This is a genomic window from Actinomycetota bacterium, from assembly GCA_030776625.1.
Taxonomy (GTDB): Bacteria; Actinomycetota; CADDZG01; order CADDZG01; family WHSQ01; genus MB1-2.
Genome location: JALYHL010000001.1, coordinates 608,711 through 623,418, shown reverse-complemented (window position 1 = coordinate 623,418; position 14,708 = coordinate 608,711). Strand labels below are relative to the sequence as shown.

At 66.4% G+C, this 14,708-nt stretch carries 18 protein-coding genes; 13 read left to right on the top strand and 5 right to left on the bottom strand.

Features of this window, described 5'->3' with window-relative positions; translation table 11 throughout:
* Nucleotides 1–27 precede the first annotated feature (27 nt).
* From M3N53_03055 to M3N53_03020, 8 genes are all read left to right on the top strand, one after another.
* Nucleotides 28–627 (top strand): hypothetical protein, encoded by a 600-nt coding sequence (locus M3N53_03055; GenBank protein ID MDP9067313.1) that lies wholly within the window; start codon nucleotides 28–30, stop codon nucleotides 625–627.
* Nucleotides 628–662: 35 nt separating this feature from the next.
* Complete coding sequence (locus M3N53_03050) at nucleotides 663–1,343, top strand: metal-dependent transcriptional regulator (protein MDP9067312.1); 681 nt, start codon at nucleotides 663–665, stop codon at nucleotides 1,341–1,343.
* 14 nt (nucleotides 1,344–1,357) lie between these two features.
* Nucleotides 1,358–2,356, top strand: coding sequence for a multicopper oxidase domain-containing protein (locus tag M3N53_03045; GenBank protein ID MDP9067311.1), 999 nt, complete (start codon nucleotides 1,358–1,360; stop codon nucleotides 2,354–2,356).
* Complete coding sequence (locus M3N53_03040) at nucleotides 2,357–3,559, top strand: ZIP family metal transporter (GenBank protein MDP9067310.1); 1,203 nt, start codon at nucleotides 2,357–2,359, stop codon at nucleotides 3,557–3,559.
* Between the two features lie 62 nt (nucleotides 3,560–3,621).
* Complete coding sequence (locus M3N53_03035) at nucleotides 3,622–4,155, top strand: hypothetical protein (GenBank protein ID MDP9067309.1); 534 nt, start codon at nucleotides 3,622–3,624, stop codon at nucleotides 4,153–4,155.
* Nucleotides 4,152–6,317, top strand: coding sequence for a heavy metal translocating P-type ATPase (locus tag M3N53_03030; GenBank protein MDP9067308.1), 2,166 nt, complete (start codon nucleotides 4,152–4,154; stop codon nucleotides 6,315–6,317). Before M3N53_03035 ends, M3N53_03030 begins: the two co-directional genes overlap by 4 nt.
* The gene (locus M3N53_03025) at nucleotides 6,310–6,564 is read left to right on the top strand and encodes a hypothetical protein (protein ID MDP9067307.1); all 255 of its coding nucleotides are present in this window, start codon (nucleotides 6,310–6,312) and stop codon (nucleotides 6,562–6,564) included. Before M3N53_03030 ends, M3N53_03025 begins: the two co-directional genes overlap by 8 nt.
* Nucleotides 6,565–6,661: 97 nt before the next feature.
* Nucleotides 6,662–7,465 (top strand): hypothetical protein, encoded by an 804-nt coding sequence (locus M3N53_03020; protein MDP9067306.1) that lies wholly within the window; start codon nucleotides 6,662–6,664, stop codon nucleotides 7,463–7,465.
* 44 nt (nucleotides 7,466–7,509) lie between these two features.
* Here the strand turns inward: M3N53_03020 and M3N53_03015 are convergent, their stop codons facing one another.
* From M3N53_03015 to M3N53_03000, 4 genes are read right to left on the bottom strand one after another with little or no spacing between them, the layout of a single operon-like run.
* On the bottom strand, nucleotides 7,510–7,971 hold the full coding sequence (locus tag M3N53_03015; GenBank protein MDP9067305.1) for a hypothetical protein: 462 nt from the start codon (nucleotides 7,969–7,971) through the stop codon (nucleotides 7,510–7,512).
* Nucleotides 7,968–8,363, bottom strand: coding sequence for a nitroreductase family deazaflavin-dependent oxidoreductase (locus M3N53_03010; protein ID MDP9067304.1), 396 nt, complete (start codon nucleotides 8,361–8,363; stop codon nucleotides 7,968–7,970). Before M3N53_03010 ends, M3N53_03015 begins: the two co-directional genes overlap by 4 nt.
* A 58-nt stretch (nucleotides 8,364–8,421) precedes the next feature.
* On the bottom strand, nucleotides 8,422–9,021 hold the full coding sequence (locus M3N53_03005) for a DUF2231 domain-containing protein (protein ID MDP9067303.1): 600 nt from the start codon (nucleotides 9,019–9,021) through the stop codon (nucleotides 8,422–8,424).
* Nucleotides 9,022–9,061: 40 nt separating this feature from the next.
* Nucleotides 9,062–9,766, bottom strand: a complete 705-nt coding sequence (locus tag M3N53_03000) for a transcriptional regulator (GenBank protein ID MDP9067302.1) — start codon at nucleotides 9,764–9,766, stop codon at nucleotides 9,062–9,064.
* Between the two features lie 87 nt (nucleotides 9,767–9,853).
* On the opposite strand from M3N53_03000, the gene M3N53_02995 reads away from it, so the two are divergent.
* Genes M3N53_02995 through M3N53_02985 form a run of 3 tightly spaced genes read left to right on the top strand, consistent with a single transcriptional unit; the run spans nucleotide 9,854 to nucleotide 11,243 of the window.
* Nucleotides 9,854–10,243, top strand: coding sequence for a plastocyanin/azurin family copper-binding protein (locus M3N53_02995; protein MDP9067301.1), 390 nt, complete (start codon nucleotides 9,854–9,856; stop codon nucleotides 10,241–10,243).
* Nucleotides 10,240–10,995 carry a lysophospholipase gene (locus M3N53_02990; GenBank protein ID MDP9067300.1) on the top strand — a complete coding sequence of 252 codons (756 nt, stop codon included), beginning with the start codon at nucleotides 10,240–10,242 and terminating at the stop codon, nucleotides 10,993–10,995. Before M3N53_02995 ends, M3N53_02990 begins: the two co-directional genes overlap by 4 nt.
* Nucleotides 10,992–11,243 carry a zinc ribbon domain-containing protein gene (locus M3N53_02985; protein ID MDP9067299.1) on the top strand — a complete coding sequence of 84 codons (252 nt, stop codon included), beginning with the start codon at nucleotides 10,992–10,994 and terminating at the stop codon, nucleotides 11,241–11,243. The genes M3N53_02990 and M3N53_02985 overlap by 4 nt, the downstream gene beginning before the upstream one ends.
* 6 nt (nucleotides 11,244–11,249) lie before the next feature.
* On the opposite strand, the gene M3N53_02980 is transcribed toward M3N53_02985, so the two are convergent.
* On the bottom strand, nucleotides 11,250–11,513 hold the full coding sequence (locus M3N53_02980; GenBank protein MDP9067298.1) for a hypothetical protein: 264 nt from the start codon (nucleotides 11,511–11,513) through the stop codon (nucleotides 11,250–11,252).
* Between the two features lie 85 nt (nucleotides 11,514–11,598).
* Between M3N53_02980 and lpdA the strand changes: the two genes are divergently transcribed.
* Together lpdA and M3N53_02970 are read left to right on the top strand one after the other, a co-directional pair.
* Nucleotides 11,599–13,020, top strand: coding sequence for a dihydrolipoyl dehydrogenase (gene lpdA / locus M3N53_02975; GenBank protein MDP9067297.1), 1,422 nt, complete (start codon nucleotides 11,599–11,601; stop codon nucleotides 13,018–13,020).
* A 127-nt stretch (nucleotides 13,021–13,147) separates the two neighbouring features.
* Nucleotides 13,148–14,698 (top strand): 2-oxo acid dehydrogenase subunit E2, encoded by a 1,551-nt coding sequence (locus tag M3N53_02970; protein ID MDP9067296.1) that lies wholly within the window; start codon nucleotides 13,148–13,150, stop codon nucleotides 14,696–14,698.
* Nucleotides 14,699–14,708 lie beyond the last annotated feature (10 nt).

Below are 14,708 nucleotides of genomic sequence, written 5' to 3'. Positions count from 1 at the left end.
CTGCTGCTGAACGATAGGAGGCGACGTTTGCGAACGGCCGAGCACCTGCCGAGTACCGAGGCGACGGAAGTCATCGTGATCCCGGAGGCGGAGGCAGGATCGCCGCCGGTCGCCCCGGTCTGGGGCGTCCTACGTCTGCTGATGGGGTTCACGTTCTTCTGGGCGTTCCTCGACAAGCTCCTCGCCCTCGGGTTCGCCACGGGTCGCGATTCGGAGACGGGGCAGATCGACTTCTTCGGCCCCGACGCCTGGATCAGAGGCGGGTCGCCGACCGACGGCCTCCTCCAGTACGGGATCCACACGAAGGGTCCGCTCGTCGGCTTCTTCCAAGGCCTCGCGGGGTCCTCCGCGATCGAATGGCTCTTCATGCTGTCCATGGCTGGGATCGGCTTGGCGCTCCTGTTTGGGATCGCGGTGCGGGTAGCTGCGCTCGGCGGCATCGCCTGGATGGTCTCCATCTATCTCGCCACGTCGGTGTTTCCGGAGCACAATCCGTTCGTTGACGAGCACGTCGTCTACATCGCAGTGCTGGTCGGGATCGCTCAGGTGGGGGCTGGGGGCGTCTTCGGCCTCGGGAAGCGGTGGAGAAGGACGACGCTCGTGAGCAGGTACCCGGTTCTCCAGTAGTCACGACTTGCGACTTTATTAACCTCGGCTAAAGTATGGATATGCCAGCGCATACACCTGCGGTGCAGGACTACCTCAAGGCGATCTACATGCTGTCGACGGAGGGGCGCCCGGAGGGGCATGTCGTCTCGACGCAGTCCCTCTCTGCGCGCCTCGGCGTCAGCGCCGCCTCGGCCACCAACATGCTCAAGAAGCTCGGGTCCCTCGGGCTGGTGGACCACGTGAACTACCGAGGCGCGGAGCTCACGGAGCCGGGGCGGAAGATCGCGTTGGAGGTCATCCGTCACCACCGCCTGCTCGAGACCTACCTGGCGGAGGCGCTCGGTGTGCCGTGGGACCAGGTGCACGCGGAGGCCGAGATCCTCGAGCACGTGCTGTCTGAGGACCTAGAGGACCGCATCGCAGCCCGTCTCGGCGATCCCACCGTAGATCCGCACGGGCATCCCATACCGGGCAAGGACGGGTCGATGCCGTCGGTGTCGAAGCGGAAGTTGTGGGAGGCGCGCGCTGGGGAGTCGGTCGCGGTGGATCGTGTCTCGGACGCGGAGGCCGAGGCGCTTCGCTACCTCGCCGACCTGGGGATCAGACCCGGCTCTCGGCTGCAGGTGATCGGAAAAGGGCCTGTTGGAGGACCGCTGTTCGTCCATGTCGAGGACGGGGCGCACGAAGTGAGCGCTCTGTCGAAAGAGATATCGGAGGTCGTATGGGTGGCATAGATAGAAGGAGCTTCTTGAGGCGCGCGGGTGCCGCCGGGGCTCTCGGGGGAGCGGCGGTGCTCCGCGGCAAGGACCTGCTCCTCGCCCAGGAGACGTCGCAGCACGACGCCCAACACTCGTCCACGGGTGCACCCACTCACGGCCACGGGCACGGTGCAGTCGGGCGCGTCGACCACGCCCGCAACGGTTTCACTCCGCAGGAGCTCCTGACTGAGTTCGACACCGGCGCCGTGTCACGCGACAGGTCTGGTCGTACGGTTCGCGAGTTCGAGATCCTGGCTGTGGACAAGGAGATCGAGGTGGCGCCGGGTGTGTTCTTTCCGGCGTGGACCTACAACGGCCGCGTCCCGGGTCCGAGCCTGCGGGCTACCGAGGGCGACCGGGTACGAGTGACCCTGACCAACGCGAGCGCACACCCGCACACGATGCACTTCCACGGGATCCACCCCTCCGAGATGGACGGCATCCCGGGCGCTGGTGAGGCCGAGCCCGGCGGCACGTTCACCTACGACTTCATAGCGGAGCCGTTCGGCACCCACCTGTATCACTGCCACTCGTTGCCGCTTCTTCAGCACATCCACCGCGGCCTCTACGGCGCCTTCATCGTCGACCCCAAGAAGGGGCGCCCCGAAGCCCACGAGATGGTCATGATCATGAACGCGTTCGACACCAACTTCGACGGCGGCAACGAGGTCTACGCGATCAACACCGTCGCCTTCGCGTACATGAACGAGCCCATCCAGATCGAACGTAACGAGCTGCAGAGGGTTCACCTGATCAACGTGACCGAGTTCGACCCGATCAACTCACTTCACCTGCACGCGAACTTCTTCAACCTCTACCGCACCGGTACCAAGCTGGAACCCGACGAGTTCACCGACATCATCTCGATGGGCCAAGCCGAGCGCCACATGCTCGAGTTCAGCTACAAGTTCCCCGGCAACTTCATCTTCCATGCCCACGTCACCGAGTTCGTCGACCTGGGCTGGCTGAGCTCGTTCGAGGTGAGTTAGATGGCGACCGCAACCACGACCGCTCACCGGCTGCCCACATGGGTAACGGCGGCGATACCTCTGGCGGCGATCGCCCTGCTGATCATCGTGTTCTTGGCGCTCAACCCGATCGGGACCCTGCGCGAGGTGCCCCCGGTGGAAGCCGTGGCGGTCGAGCGGACGGTTTTGAACGAGAACGAGATCATCCTCAGCATCAGGAACGACGGGCCCGATCCAGTCACGATCGCTCAGGTTCTGGTGAACGAGGCCTACAACGACTTCGCCATAACGAACTCGACGTTGGCGCGGTTGGAAAGCGCGACGGTTCGGATCCCATATCCATGGGAGGAGGGGCTCCCGATCGGGATCGCGCTGGTCACCTCGACCGGCGGCCTGGTAGAGCACGAGATCGAGGTTGCCTCTCTGACGCCGGAGCCCGACGTCAACACGTTCGTCATCTACGGGCTGCTCGGCGTCTACATCGGGGTCATCCCCGTTGCCATCGGGCTGCTGTTCTTCCCCGCGCTCAAGAGGGCCTCGGCTCGCTGGATCGGTTTCTTCCTCGCTCTGACCGTGGGTCTGCTGGCGTTCCTGTTGATCGACACCGTCGCCCATGGCGTCGAGCTCGCCGGTGAGACCGCGGCATCCCTGGACGGCCTCGCGCTGTTCGGCGCGGGGGCTCTGGGCGTGGTGCTCGCGTTGACGGTGTTGGGGAACGCGCTCGACAAACGCAGGTCGGCGGCAGGTGGCGCGGCCTCGACGGGAGCGGGGGTGCGCGGTCTGGCGCTGGCGTATCTGATTGCGGCGGGGATCGGTCTCCACAACCTCGGCGAAGGCCTGGCGGTCGGCGCTGCCCTGGCCGCGGGAGAGGTAGCTCTTGGGACAGGTCTCATCCTGGGTTTCGCGCTCCACAACACCACCGAGGGCCTCGCGATCGTGTCTCCGCTCGGCGGCGACGTAAGGCGCCCGTCGCTGTGGCACTTCGTCGGCCTGGGAGCCGTAGCCGGAGCGCCGACGATCGCGGGCGCGTGGGTCGGTGGGTTCGCTTTCTCGCCGGCATGGGCGGCCGTCGCGTTCGGTGTGGCGGCGGGAGCGATCGGTCAAGTGATCTGGCAGATCTCCAAGGGGATGAACAAGAACACGGGGCTGGCCTCGGGCCTTGGAGCTGCGGGATTCATGGCCGGGCTCGCGATCATGTACGTCACAGGTTTGTTCACCGCCTAAAAACGGCGGCCTGACATGATGTCTGTCACCGCGCTGTTCGTCGGCTGATTGGAGACATCGAAATGACCGCGGGCGTTTCCGGATCAACACCGCGAGCGGAGATTGTCGGCGCCAGCGCCGGACGTATCCGGCTGCGCGTCGTGCGCGGGCCGAAGTCATCTGCTGAGCTAGCCCACCTCGCGCAGAATCTGGCGGCTCTGCGCGAGGTCGCGGACGTAGAAGTGCGGCCCCACAGCGCCAGCGTGGTCATCGAGTTCGACCCGGCGGCGACGGCCACGGTCGAGGCGCAACTGCTCGAGATGGGGATCCGCCCACGCCACCGTGCCAAAGCGCGGCCTCGACAGGATCCGGCGTCGACGATCCGCGACGCCGCGAGCGCGATCGATCGCGCTGTTGCGCGCCGAGTGCGTGGGGCAAACCTTCGGCTGCTCCTCCCTCTGACGCTGGGACTTCTATCGGTCCGGCAGTTCGTTCGCGGCGACGACCGCTTGACAGAGGCTCCGTGGTATCTGCTGGCCATGTACGCCGCAGATTCGTTCTCCAGGTTGCAGGATGCGTCGTCGCCAGGGGTTCCGACCGCCGGCGACGACGTATGACGAGCGGCCACTCGGTCGCTCCCGAACACACCGTCGTCCACGAGCTTCCCGGCCGCCTCCGGTGTCGGGCCGTCCGGATACGCCGCGACGAGGCTTACGCGCGGCGTTTGACCGCCCTCGCCGAGGTCGATGAATCGGTGGCCACCGTCCGTGTCATGCGACCAGCTGCATCGGTGGCTATCGAATGGGCAGCGTCAGTGCCGCTCGCGGACGCACGTGAACGGCTGGTCGGATTGCTGCGCGAGGCGGACGAGGCCTCCGATGCGGCTAAGCCCGCTCGACCATCCCAGGACGGGCACCGGCCGAGACTCGTCCTCGTCGGTGTAGCCGGAGCCGCCGCGCTGGTCGCCCGCATATTCGGCTTTGCGATCCCTGCTCCGGTCGGCGCAGTGGTGATCTTGACTGCTTCTATCCCGATAGCACGACGTGCTTACCGAAGCCTCACCGTCGATCATCGGCTGAATCTCGACGTCCTCGACATGACTGCAATCGCTCTCACGACTATGCAGGGGTCACTGCTGGCGCCCGCGTCCATCATCGGCCTCGTAGAGATCGGTGAGGCCATACGGGAGCGCACCGCGAGAGCTTCTCGCCGGGAGTTGCTCGACCTCCTCGATTCCATCTCCGACGTCGCGTGGGTTGTACGCGGAGGCGAGCGTCATCAGGTTCCCATCGAACAAGTCAGGCGTGGCGACGTTCTCGTCGTCTACCCAGGAGACCGCATCCCCGTTGATGGTCGTGTGCTCGAGGGCAGGGCGTCAGTCGACGAGCATGAGTTGACCGGCGAGTCGATGCCGGTGCTCCACGAAGAGGGAGAGCTCGTCTATGCGTCGACCTTGATGCGTGAGGGGCACCTGCACATCGCGGTTGAGCAGGTGGGCGGTGAAACCCAGGCGGGACGGCTCGTTCAGCTCATGCGCGAGGCTCCCGTGCACGACACGCAGATCGAGAACTACGCCGGCAAGATCGCGGACCGGATAGTGCTTCCGTCCTTCCTCCTAGCGGGAGCGATCCTGGTGTTGACCCGGAATCCGACACGAGCTGCATCGATCCTGATCGCGGATTTCGCCACCGGCATCCGCGTCTCGGTGCCGACGACGGTGCTGGCCGCGATCACCAGCGCCGCGCACGCCGGCGTCCTCATCCGCAGCGGCCGCGCGCTGGAGCAGCTGGCCGCCGTCGACACGATCGTTTTCGACAAGACCGGCACCGTCACCGAGGGCAACCCCGCGATCGTCGACGTTCACGCCGTTACGCCCGATGTGGGGGTGCGGGAGGTGCTCCAGATCGCCGCCAGCGTCGAGCAGCGGCTCACGCACCCGGTCGCCGAGGCGATCGTCCGCTATGCGGGCGAGCGCGGGATCAGGCCCGGGCGTCGCAGCCAGTGGCATTACGAGATCGGCCTGGGAGTCCGCGCACGTATCGACGGTGCAGATGTGCTGATCGGCAGTGACCGGCTGCTAGAGCGACATGGCGTGGAGATCCCGAGCTCCGGCGCCGAAAACGGGGGCAGCGGGTCGCGGATCTATGTCGCCATAGACCGCTCCCTGCGGGGTGTGCTGTCTTATGCGGATCTGGTCAGGACGGAGGCGAAGCAGGTGATCGCCGAGCTGCGTGACGGTCATGGGATGGAGATCCATCTCCTAACCGGGGACAGATCGGAGACGGCTCGGACGGTTGGCCAAGACCTGGATATCGCTCCGGCCAACGTGCACGGTGAGCTGTTTCCCGAGCAGAAGGCGGCAGTGGTGCAGGAGCTCCATCGCCGCGGCCGCCGGGTCGCGTTCGTGGGTGACGGGATCAACGACCTGCCGGCACTCGCATATTCCGACGTCTCGGTTTCGTTCGGCGGTGCAACCGCCGTCGCGCGTGAGACCGCCGACGTTGTCCTGATCGAGAACGATCTGGCCGCTCTTCCCGCAGCCGTTTCAGTGGCTCGCGCCGGGCTCCGCCTCGTCCGACAGAACATCGGCATCGTCGTGGGTGTCAACCTCGTCACCACCGCAGCCGCAACCTTGCGAGGGATCGCACCGACCATGGCGGCGGTCGTCCACAACGGAACCACCGTTGCCACGGCGGTCAACGGCCTGCGGCCACTCCTGAGAGCTGAGAAGGACAGAAGACGCAGGGACACCGGTCCAAGGAGGCGAGTCGTTGAGTGACATGCGAGAGAGAACGTCGGAGGTTTGGAAGGGGCTGCGTAAAGGCGCGGGCTGGGCGATGGGCGTCGGGATCGTCGTGTCGGCCGCGGGAGTCCTTCGCGAGGGACCTCGGGCAGTTGTGAAGGCGGCGATAAAGGCGGGGCTTCGTGGCGGTGAGATGGCGGCAGAGCTGACCGAGCAGATGCGCGACCTCTACGCCGAAGTTCAGGTCGAACGCCACGCACAGCCTCCGCCAGTCGAGGACTAAGCGCATCCCCAGGCCGGGGCGCGGGAGGGCGGAACGCATGACGGCCCCGACTCGGAGCCGGAGGAGTCCGACGGCAAGGGGCGAACCACGTAGGCAGATGCACAAGATCCTCGTTCTCGTCCTGCTTCTGGCGTCGCTCGTTGCTCCCGGTGCACCTTCGGTGGCCGCGGCGGCATCGCAGCAGCGCGTGCAGGGGAAGTTCTCCGCCCGCGCTCTTCCGCTGCCCCTGGTCGACCCCGACGTCTACTACCTGGGCAAGGGCAGCTGCCTGGGGGGCCTAGAGGGGCTCAACTACGTGACCGAGCCATTCGAAGCTCCCGCTGCGGGCGAGCTCGTCATGACGGCGGCAGGCTTCACCGGCGACTGGGACATCTATCTGGTCGACGCGGCGGGCCGGCGGCTAGCGCAATCCGAGGGCGAGCAGGTGACCGGGGCGGACGAGGCCGAAGAGAGACTGTCGGCCCGGCTGCAGGCGGGGTCGCGGGTGGACATGGTGGCCTGCAACTGGCTCGGCGAGCCCGAGGTGGAGGTCGGCTACGAGTTCGACCCGTCCGGACGGGTCCCAGGAGCGAAGCTTTCCGTCGAAGCGGGGGCGACGGTCGTCGCAGGCGGAGGGCCCGCGGCGCTGCTGTGGCGATGGGAGTCCAAGGCGGTTGAGATCGAGCGTGGTCAGACGGTGCGCTGGGAGAACCCGACGACTACGACCCACCATGTCACGGCCTATGCGGGGTCCTGGAACACGACCGAGCACGTCGCTTCCGACGCCACCGTCGAAAAGAGGTTTACCAGGCCGGGGACGTACAGCTATCGGTGCGACGTGCGGTCTCATTCCGAACTCGTTAACGGCGAGTGCCTCGGGATGTGCGGCGAGATCGTCGTCAGCGGACGTCGCCGCAGCTGAAGATCATCGCCGTTCGGCGTGAGCCAGGTTCATCGCGGCACCGATCAACCGGACGTGGCTGAACGCCTGGGGGAAGTTTCCCGCCGGGCGCGGTGCCTCCGCCGCAACACGACGCCGACGGTGAGTCCGAAGGCGACGTGGTCGGCGAGCTGGGGCGCGAACGGCAGATCGCGGATCCGCGGCCAGCGGCGTCCGATCACCAAGAGGTCGAATACGCCGATCCCGGTCCCGGCAAGCACGCCGCGTACGGCGCTGGCGCGGCCGCGCAGCAGCGCGGAGATGATGATCCCCCAGCCGAGCGAAAGCAGCATGTGGACCGCGAACGCGGCGAGCACGAGGCGGGTCTTGCGCTCTTCGTGAGGGAGCAGGATCGAGCCCGCGGCCAGCGTCGGCTCGAGCACGTCGCTTCTGGTTGCCACGGCGACCGCGGTGGAAGGAGCGCCGCTCACTACCGCCGCGATCGCTCCCGCGGCGAACCCGTCGGCGATCACCTCCCGGGCGGTCAAAGCGGTTCCAGATCGATGCGCACCGTCAACAGATCTGTCCCCATCAGGCGGACGAACGCGGCATTGACTGGACGCAACTGTCGCTGTCGCTCGCGCGCATCGTCATCGGGCAGCGGCGTGGCCTGCCCGGTGCGCCATCGCCCGCCCACCCTCACGCGCACGTTCGGGTTCGCTTTGATGTTGCGGACGTAGCCCGCGTTACTGCCGTGCTCTGCCACGATCCAAAACGTGTTCCCGTCGAGGCCGTTCCCGACGGGATTGCGCCGCGGTTCGCCACTCTTTCTCCCGGTCGTCTCCAACAGGGACCACCACGGCACGTATCCGGCCACGAGAGAGACAACCGGGTTCACGACGTAGCGCCCCAGCGCGCTAGACAGCTGTCGCTTGTTCAAGCTATGCGGAACCGTGTTCCCCCTGTGACTAAGACGGTGATGGGAGACGATGTGCCCGTCACTGCGTCGCATCCATGGCGCGCTTCGTCTCGGGTGGCGGTTCGTCATGTGGATGGACGATGTCGTGCTCGCTCACGTGATAGACGTGGTTGTCGGTCGCCGTTTCCACGTTGAAGCCGAAGTCATAGGTCATCGATCCGCCGATCGTGCCGCCGAAGGTAACGAGCGTCACGATCACGAGGTCGAGCACGAGAACGATCAGGTCGGGTGAATCGTTTTGATCGCCGAAGAAGCGCATCGCGAGCGCCACCAGGACCACGCCGGTCAGCACGAGCATCGTCCACATGTGGGCGTTCGCCATCCGGCGGATCTGCGTCCCCTTCTTAGTGTTCAGCCAGTCGGCGAACCCCGTGATCGACGTCGCAACGGAAGCGACCGCGCCTACCAGCATGGTGTAGCCCGCCGCGCTCCACACCTTGTCTGCCCACGATGCGTCCTGGAACAGGAAGGCGGCGATGCTCAGAACGGGTCCGATCGTGTAGGCGCCCACGGGGATGTCCGTGAGCGGCGGGTGGAACGGCTTTCCCGCGAATCCGCGTAGCCCCTTGAACTTCCGGCCACGGAACTCGATGGCGGGTCGGAACGAGAACATCCTCATGCTGTTCCTCCTTTGCAGCTAGTCGGCGACTCTGCAGTGGTCACGCGATCCTCTTCACGGGCGAGACAGCGACGCAGCATTGCCCCTCTCGGGGAGCCAGCGCTGCCTCGGCGACGTCGTCGCCGACCCCCCGAAGCAGCCCCTCTATGAAGGCACGGTTCATCGAGCAGACGAGGTCGGGCGAGCGTTGTGCGAGCCGGTGGAAGGCGCAGTTACGCAGTCGGATCGTCGACGTGTCGTCCAGGTACGGCTCGAACCCTTGCTCGTCCAGCACCTGTTGGGCTAGCTCGGCCGCAGAGGGCGCGCGGCCCCCGTCCTCACGATCTGCCCGGACCTGCTGCCCCAGTTGCATCCCGCGCGCCCGCGCCGCTCGCAGCACCGTCGCGTGGGGTGTTTCCCCCTCGAGCTGAGCTTCGATCGCGTCGAGCAGGATGTCACTGGAGAGGTCGTAGCTCCGCGCTGGGACCGAAGCGCTTATCTCGGTGCCCGAGACTTGGTAGAGCTTCGGCGCTCTGCCTCGCTGCGCCGGCGCATCGGGAAGCCGCCCGTGATGCGATTTCAGCAGACCGAGTGAAACCAGCTTGTCCAGGTGAAAGGCGACCAGATTCAGGGACATCCCCGTCGCGGCTGCCGCTGCCTCTCGCGAGACCGGCGTCCCTTGTTCCCGCACGAATCCGTAGAGCCGGCGCCGGGCGGGTTCGCTCAGCGCCGCCACGGCCGCCAGATCATCCTGTGGTTGCTCCATCAGTGCGTTGGTATATCACAAACACAGATTGGTTTTATTAATCGGCCGAGAGTGAGAGGGACCGATCCGGCCTCGTAATCTCCGCGGATGTTGCGGATCGCGCTGATCGTCCTTGTGCTGCTTGCTCTCGTGCCGGGGTGCTCCAGCGAGTCACGAAACGAGGTCGCGATGGTGCCCGGCCGCAGGTTCGAGCCAGCGACGCTGACGGTGCCGGCGGGGACGACGGTGCGATGGCCGAACGAGGGTGATGACGCGCACTCGGTCACCGCCTACGACGACGCAATCCCCGAGGGCGCGCCGTACTTCTCAAGCGGCGGCTTCGACAGCGAGGATGAGGCGCGGGATGAGCTCGCACAGGCTCTTGTCCCCCCGGGTGGGTCCTACGAGGTGACGTTGGACGTCCCGGGGACCTACGAGTACTTCTGCATCCCGCACGAGGGTGAAGGGATGAAGGGAACCATCGTGGTGGAGGAGTGACGTCGCTCCAGGAACGGGATGTAAGCGTCGCCTGCGACGACCTGGAGCTGGGTTGCTCGTACGCGGCGAACGAGTCTCCTCACGGCGTTGTGTTGTTGCTCCACGGGATCCCATCCGTGGACCCGCCCCCGCCGGGTGACCGCGGGTACGCGGGCTGGGCACACGATCTAGCGGCGGACGGGTGGCTGACGGTGTGGGCGGACCTCCGGGCCGTGCGCCGGTCGCCCGGGTTCTTCTCGATCGAGGGCTGGGTGCGAGACGCGCTGGCGGTCGTCGACGAGGTGCGGCGCCTCGACACTGCTAAAGGGCTTCCGCTGGCGGTGGTGGGCTCGTCCGCCGGAGGCTGCGTCGCGGCCGAAGCGATCCGTCGGGGCGCGCCCGCCGACGCTCTTGCTCTCATGGCAGCGCCCGCGGAATGGTTGTTCTTCGCGGGCGACGGTCCTACGGGCGTCAAAAAGATCACCGAAGAAGCCGGGATGGCGCTCGCTCCCGAGGTGCTCGAGGACCCGACCGCGTGGGCCGCCGAGTTCGAGAAGATCACTACGCGCGAGGCGATAGGAGAGGTAACGATTCCGACCTTGATCGTGCACGGCACCGCCGACGACATCGTCCCGGTGCAACACGCTCATCTGATCGCGGAGCGCGCTCCACACGCGGAGCTGGTGATCATCGAAGGCGCGCAGCACATCTTGCGTCACGAGCAAAAGGCGCGCGACGTTCTGAACGATTGGCTGAACAGGACGCTCGCGTGAGGGCAGCCACCATCGGCATCGTGGTCATCGGTTTGGCGCTGGCACTCGCGCTGGGAGTCGACCAGGGCTTCGATACGACGAGCGTCACGATCCTGGTATTGATCGCGGTGACCGGAGCGGTGGCGATAGCGGCCGCGGGACGCTTCAGGACACGTCGGGTAGCCCCCGACCAGTGTCTCGAGTGCGGCGGCGTCATCTCGCCCAACGCCCCCTTCTGCAAGCACTGTGGAGCTCGCCGACCCGGTTGAGGGTCTCTAGAGCATGGAGGTTTGGGCAGTGGGTTTCTTCGGCTTTCCCGCGCGCTCGTCCTCCGCGGGATGTTCGATGATCGCCACCACCCGCGTCGCCATGAAGCGGCCGGATCTGACGACGATGCCGGTGCGCGTCACTTCGGACACCTCGACGGTCCCTCTGACATTCGAGACCTCGACGCGACGCCCGGCCTTGCTCGCGAGGATCTCGTAGGTCTTGGTGCCGTCACCGACGTCTACGACCACCTCGACCCGGTCCCCCTTCATGGGGGCGAGTGTATCTTCGAGCCTGATCCGGAAACGGGCCGGTTAATGGCTCCGCGCTCGCACATTTCTCGCTAGGAGGTTCCTCGTGGCCGACGGTTCGGACACCTTCGATCTCGTCATATTGGGCGGCGGGAACGGCGGCTATTCAGCTGCCTTCCGCGCCGTGAAGCTGGGGCTGTCGGTGGCGATGGTGGAACGGGACAAGGTCGGCGGCACGTGCCTTCACCGCGGCTGCATCCCGACCAAAGCTCTGTTGCACGCGGCGGACCTCGTCGACGAGATCAAGTCGTCCGGCGAGTTCGGGATCATCACGCAAGAGCCGCAGGTGGACTGGGGGAAGGTCCTGGACTTCAAAGAGTCCGTCGTGGGCCGCATGTACAAGGGGCTATCGGGGCTCGTCAAGCGCAACAAGATCGAGCTCGTCGAGGGCGAGGGGCGATTGACGGACGCGCAGACGATCGCCGTCAAGACCGCCGCAGGAGAGCGAACGTTGACCGGCACGAAAGGCATCCTGCTCGCACCCGGGTCGTATCCCCGCGACCTTCCGTTCGCGCCGGCCGACGGTGACCGGATCCACAACTCGAACCACGCGCTCAGCGCGAGCGACGTCCCGTCGTCGGTCGTCATCGTCGGCGGCAATTACATCGGGCTCGAGTTCGCCAGCGTCTACCGCTCGCTGGGGGCGGAGGTGCAGGTCGTCGAGATGCTTCCGAAGATCGCTCCCTCGGAGGACGACGACGTGTCCGAGGCGCTCCTCAAGCTGCTTCAAAGGCGAGGGATCAAGTTCCACCTCGGCGTCTCTGTGGCCGGCGCGGAGACAACAGACTCGGGCGTGAACGTGCGCATAGAGAAAGACGGAAATGAAGAGACGCTGAGTGCCGACCGTATGTTCGTGGCCATCGGCCGCGCCGCGAGAACCGACGGGATCGGGCTCGAGGAGGTCGGCGTGACCACCGACCGCGGCTACATCACGGTTGACTCCTCTTTCCGCACCAGCGTCGAGGGCGTCTACGCGATCGGCGATGCGGTACACGTCACGGATTCCGACACGCCGCACCCACAGCTCGCGCACACGGCGTTCGCCGAGGGACAGAAGGTGGCGGAGCGGATCGCGGGGGAGAACCCCGCGGCGGTGGACTACCGCAACATCCCGCACGTCATCTACTGCCAGCCGGAGGTCGCAGCCGTCGGGTTGACCGAGCGGAAGGCGCAGGAGCTCGGGATGGAGGTGGAGACGAAGCGGTACCCGTTCGCCGCCAATGCACGCGCTCTGATGCTCGGGGGCGGCCAAGGGTTCGTGAAGACCGTTGCAGAGAAGAACGGCGCCGTGGTGGGTGTCCACATCGTGGGGCCGCGCGCGTCCGACCTGATCACGGAGGCGCAGCTGGTCACCTCGTGGGAGGCATATCCCTCCGAGCTGGCCGAGTTGATGCACCCGCACCCGACGTTGTCGGAGGCGATCGGCGAGACCTTCCTCGAGCTTGCCGACAAACCACTACACGGCTGACGCCGGATAGGGGCGCCGGCCGCGGAGGCGAAGCCGTTCCCTAGCGGGGCGAAGCCCAGCCGCGGGTACTCTGGGGACTCCTTTTCAAGATCAAAACGCGTCCTCGTGGACAAGGGGGTCCTGCCGCATGGGAACCGAGATCAAGATGCCGCAGCTCGGCGAGACCGTCGTCGAAGGCACGATCACCAAGTGGCTGAAGCAAGAGGGCGAGCAGGTGGAGGCCGACGACCTCCTCGTGGAGATATCCACCGACAAGGTGGACTCCGAGGTTCCCTCGTCCGCGGCCGGCACCCTCCAGAAGATCCTCGTGCAGGAGGGCGACACCGTGAAGGTGGGAACGCCGCTCGCGATCATCGGGGAGGCTGGCGAAGCCGACGGGGCCTCGGGCGGTGGCGAGGCTCAGGACGGGGCACAGGCGACGGCGCAGGAGAGCCCGCCGGCGCAGGAGGGCGCGCCCGCACAAGAGGACGCGCCGCAGCAGGAGTCGACGGAGGCTCCGCACGGCCAGGACGAGGTCTCGCTGCAGGAGATGGACGACCAGTCGGGCGGCGGGAGCGAGACCGAAGCTCCTCCCGGCGACCAGCGTGCGCCCTCGGGTTCGAACGGACAGAGTGGACAGCAGGAGGTCCCGCGCCAGGAGCCAGCTCAGGCGGGAGCGTCTCCGGCACAACCCTCCGGCGGCACGGGCAGCCCCGGTGACACGTCCAAGCGTGGCGTGATCTCGCCGTTGGTCCGCCGGCTCGCGGACGAGAACGGGGTCGACCTGGGCGAGGTCGAGGGGACCGGAACCGGTGGTCGGATCCGCAAGCAGGACGTGCTCCGCTTCGTGGAGGAGAGGAAAGCCCGTCCCGCCGCGGTCGCGACGTCCTCCGCGCAGCCGCAGCCTGAGCCGCAGACCCAGGCGCGGCCTGCGCCGCAGCCCGAGCCCTCCGCGCAACCCGCGGCAGCCCCAGTCGGTGGTCGTGAGGAGCTCGTTCCCTGGACGAACATCCGGCGACGAACGGCAGAGCACATGGTCGCCTCCAGTCTCGAAACGGCTCGCGCTTGGAACGCGGTGGAGGCGGACTGGTCGAACATCGCGAAGCTCCGTACTCGGGTGAAGGACAGCTTCAAGCAGCGGGAGGGCTTCTCTCTCACCTACATGCCGTTCCTCTGCAAGGTCGTGTGCGACACGCTGATGGAGATGCCCGAGGTGAACTCGTCCTTCGACGAGGAGAACCAGGCAAACCTGGTGAAGCACTACGTGAACCTCGGGATCGCGGTCGCTCTGGAGGGTGGAGGCCTGATCGTTCCGGTGATCAAGTCTGCGGACGAGCGGAACCTGGTCGGCCTCGCCCGGGCCGTCAACGACGTCGCGACACGGGCGCGTACCAAGAAGCTGACGCCGGACGACCTGGCTGGTGGGACGTTCACGATCACTAACCCCGGCCCCTTCGGCTCGATCATCTCGGTCCCGATCATCCCGAGGGGCCAGACCGGGATCCTCGGGTTCGAGGCGATCCAGAAGCGCGTCGTGGTGACCGAGGACGATTCGATCGGCATCCGTCACATGGGGTTCCTGTCGATGTCGTGGGACCACCGCACCATCGACGGCGCGGAGGCGGCGAAGTTCCTCGCTCGGCTTCGCGAGCGCATCGAGACGACGGACTTCTCCGCCGACCTGCAGCAGTACGGCTAGAGAGAGTTGA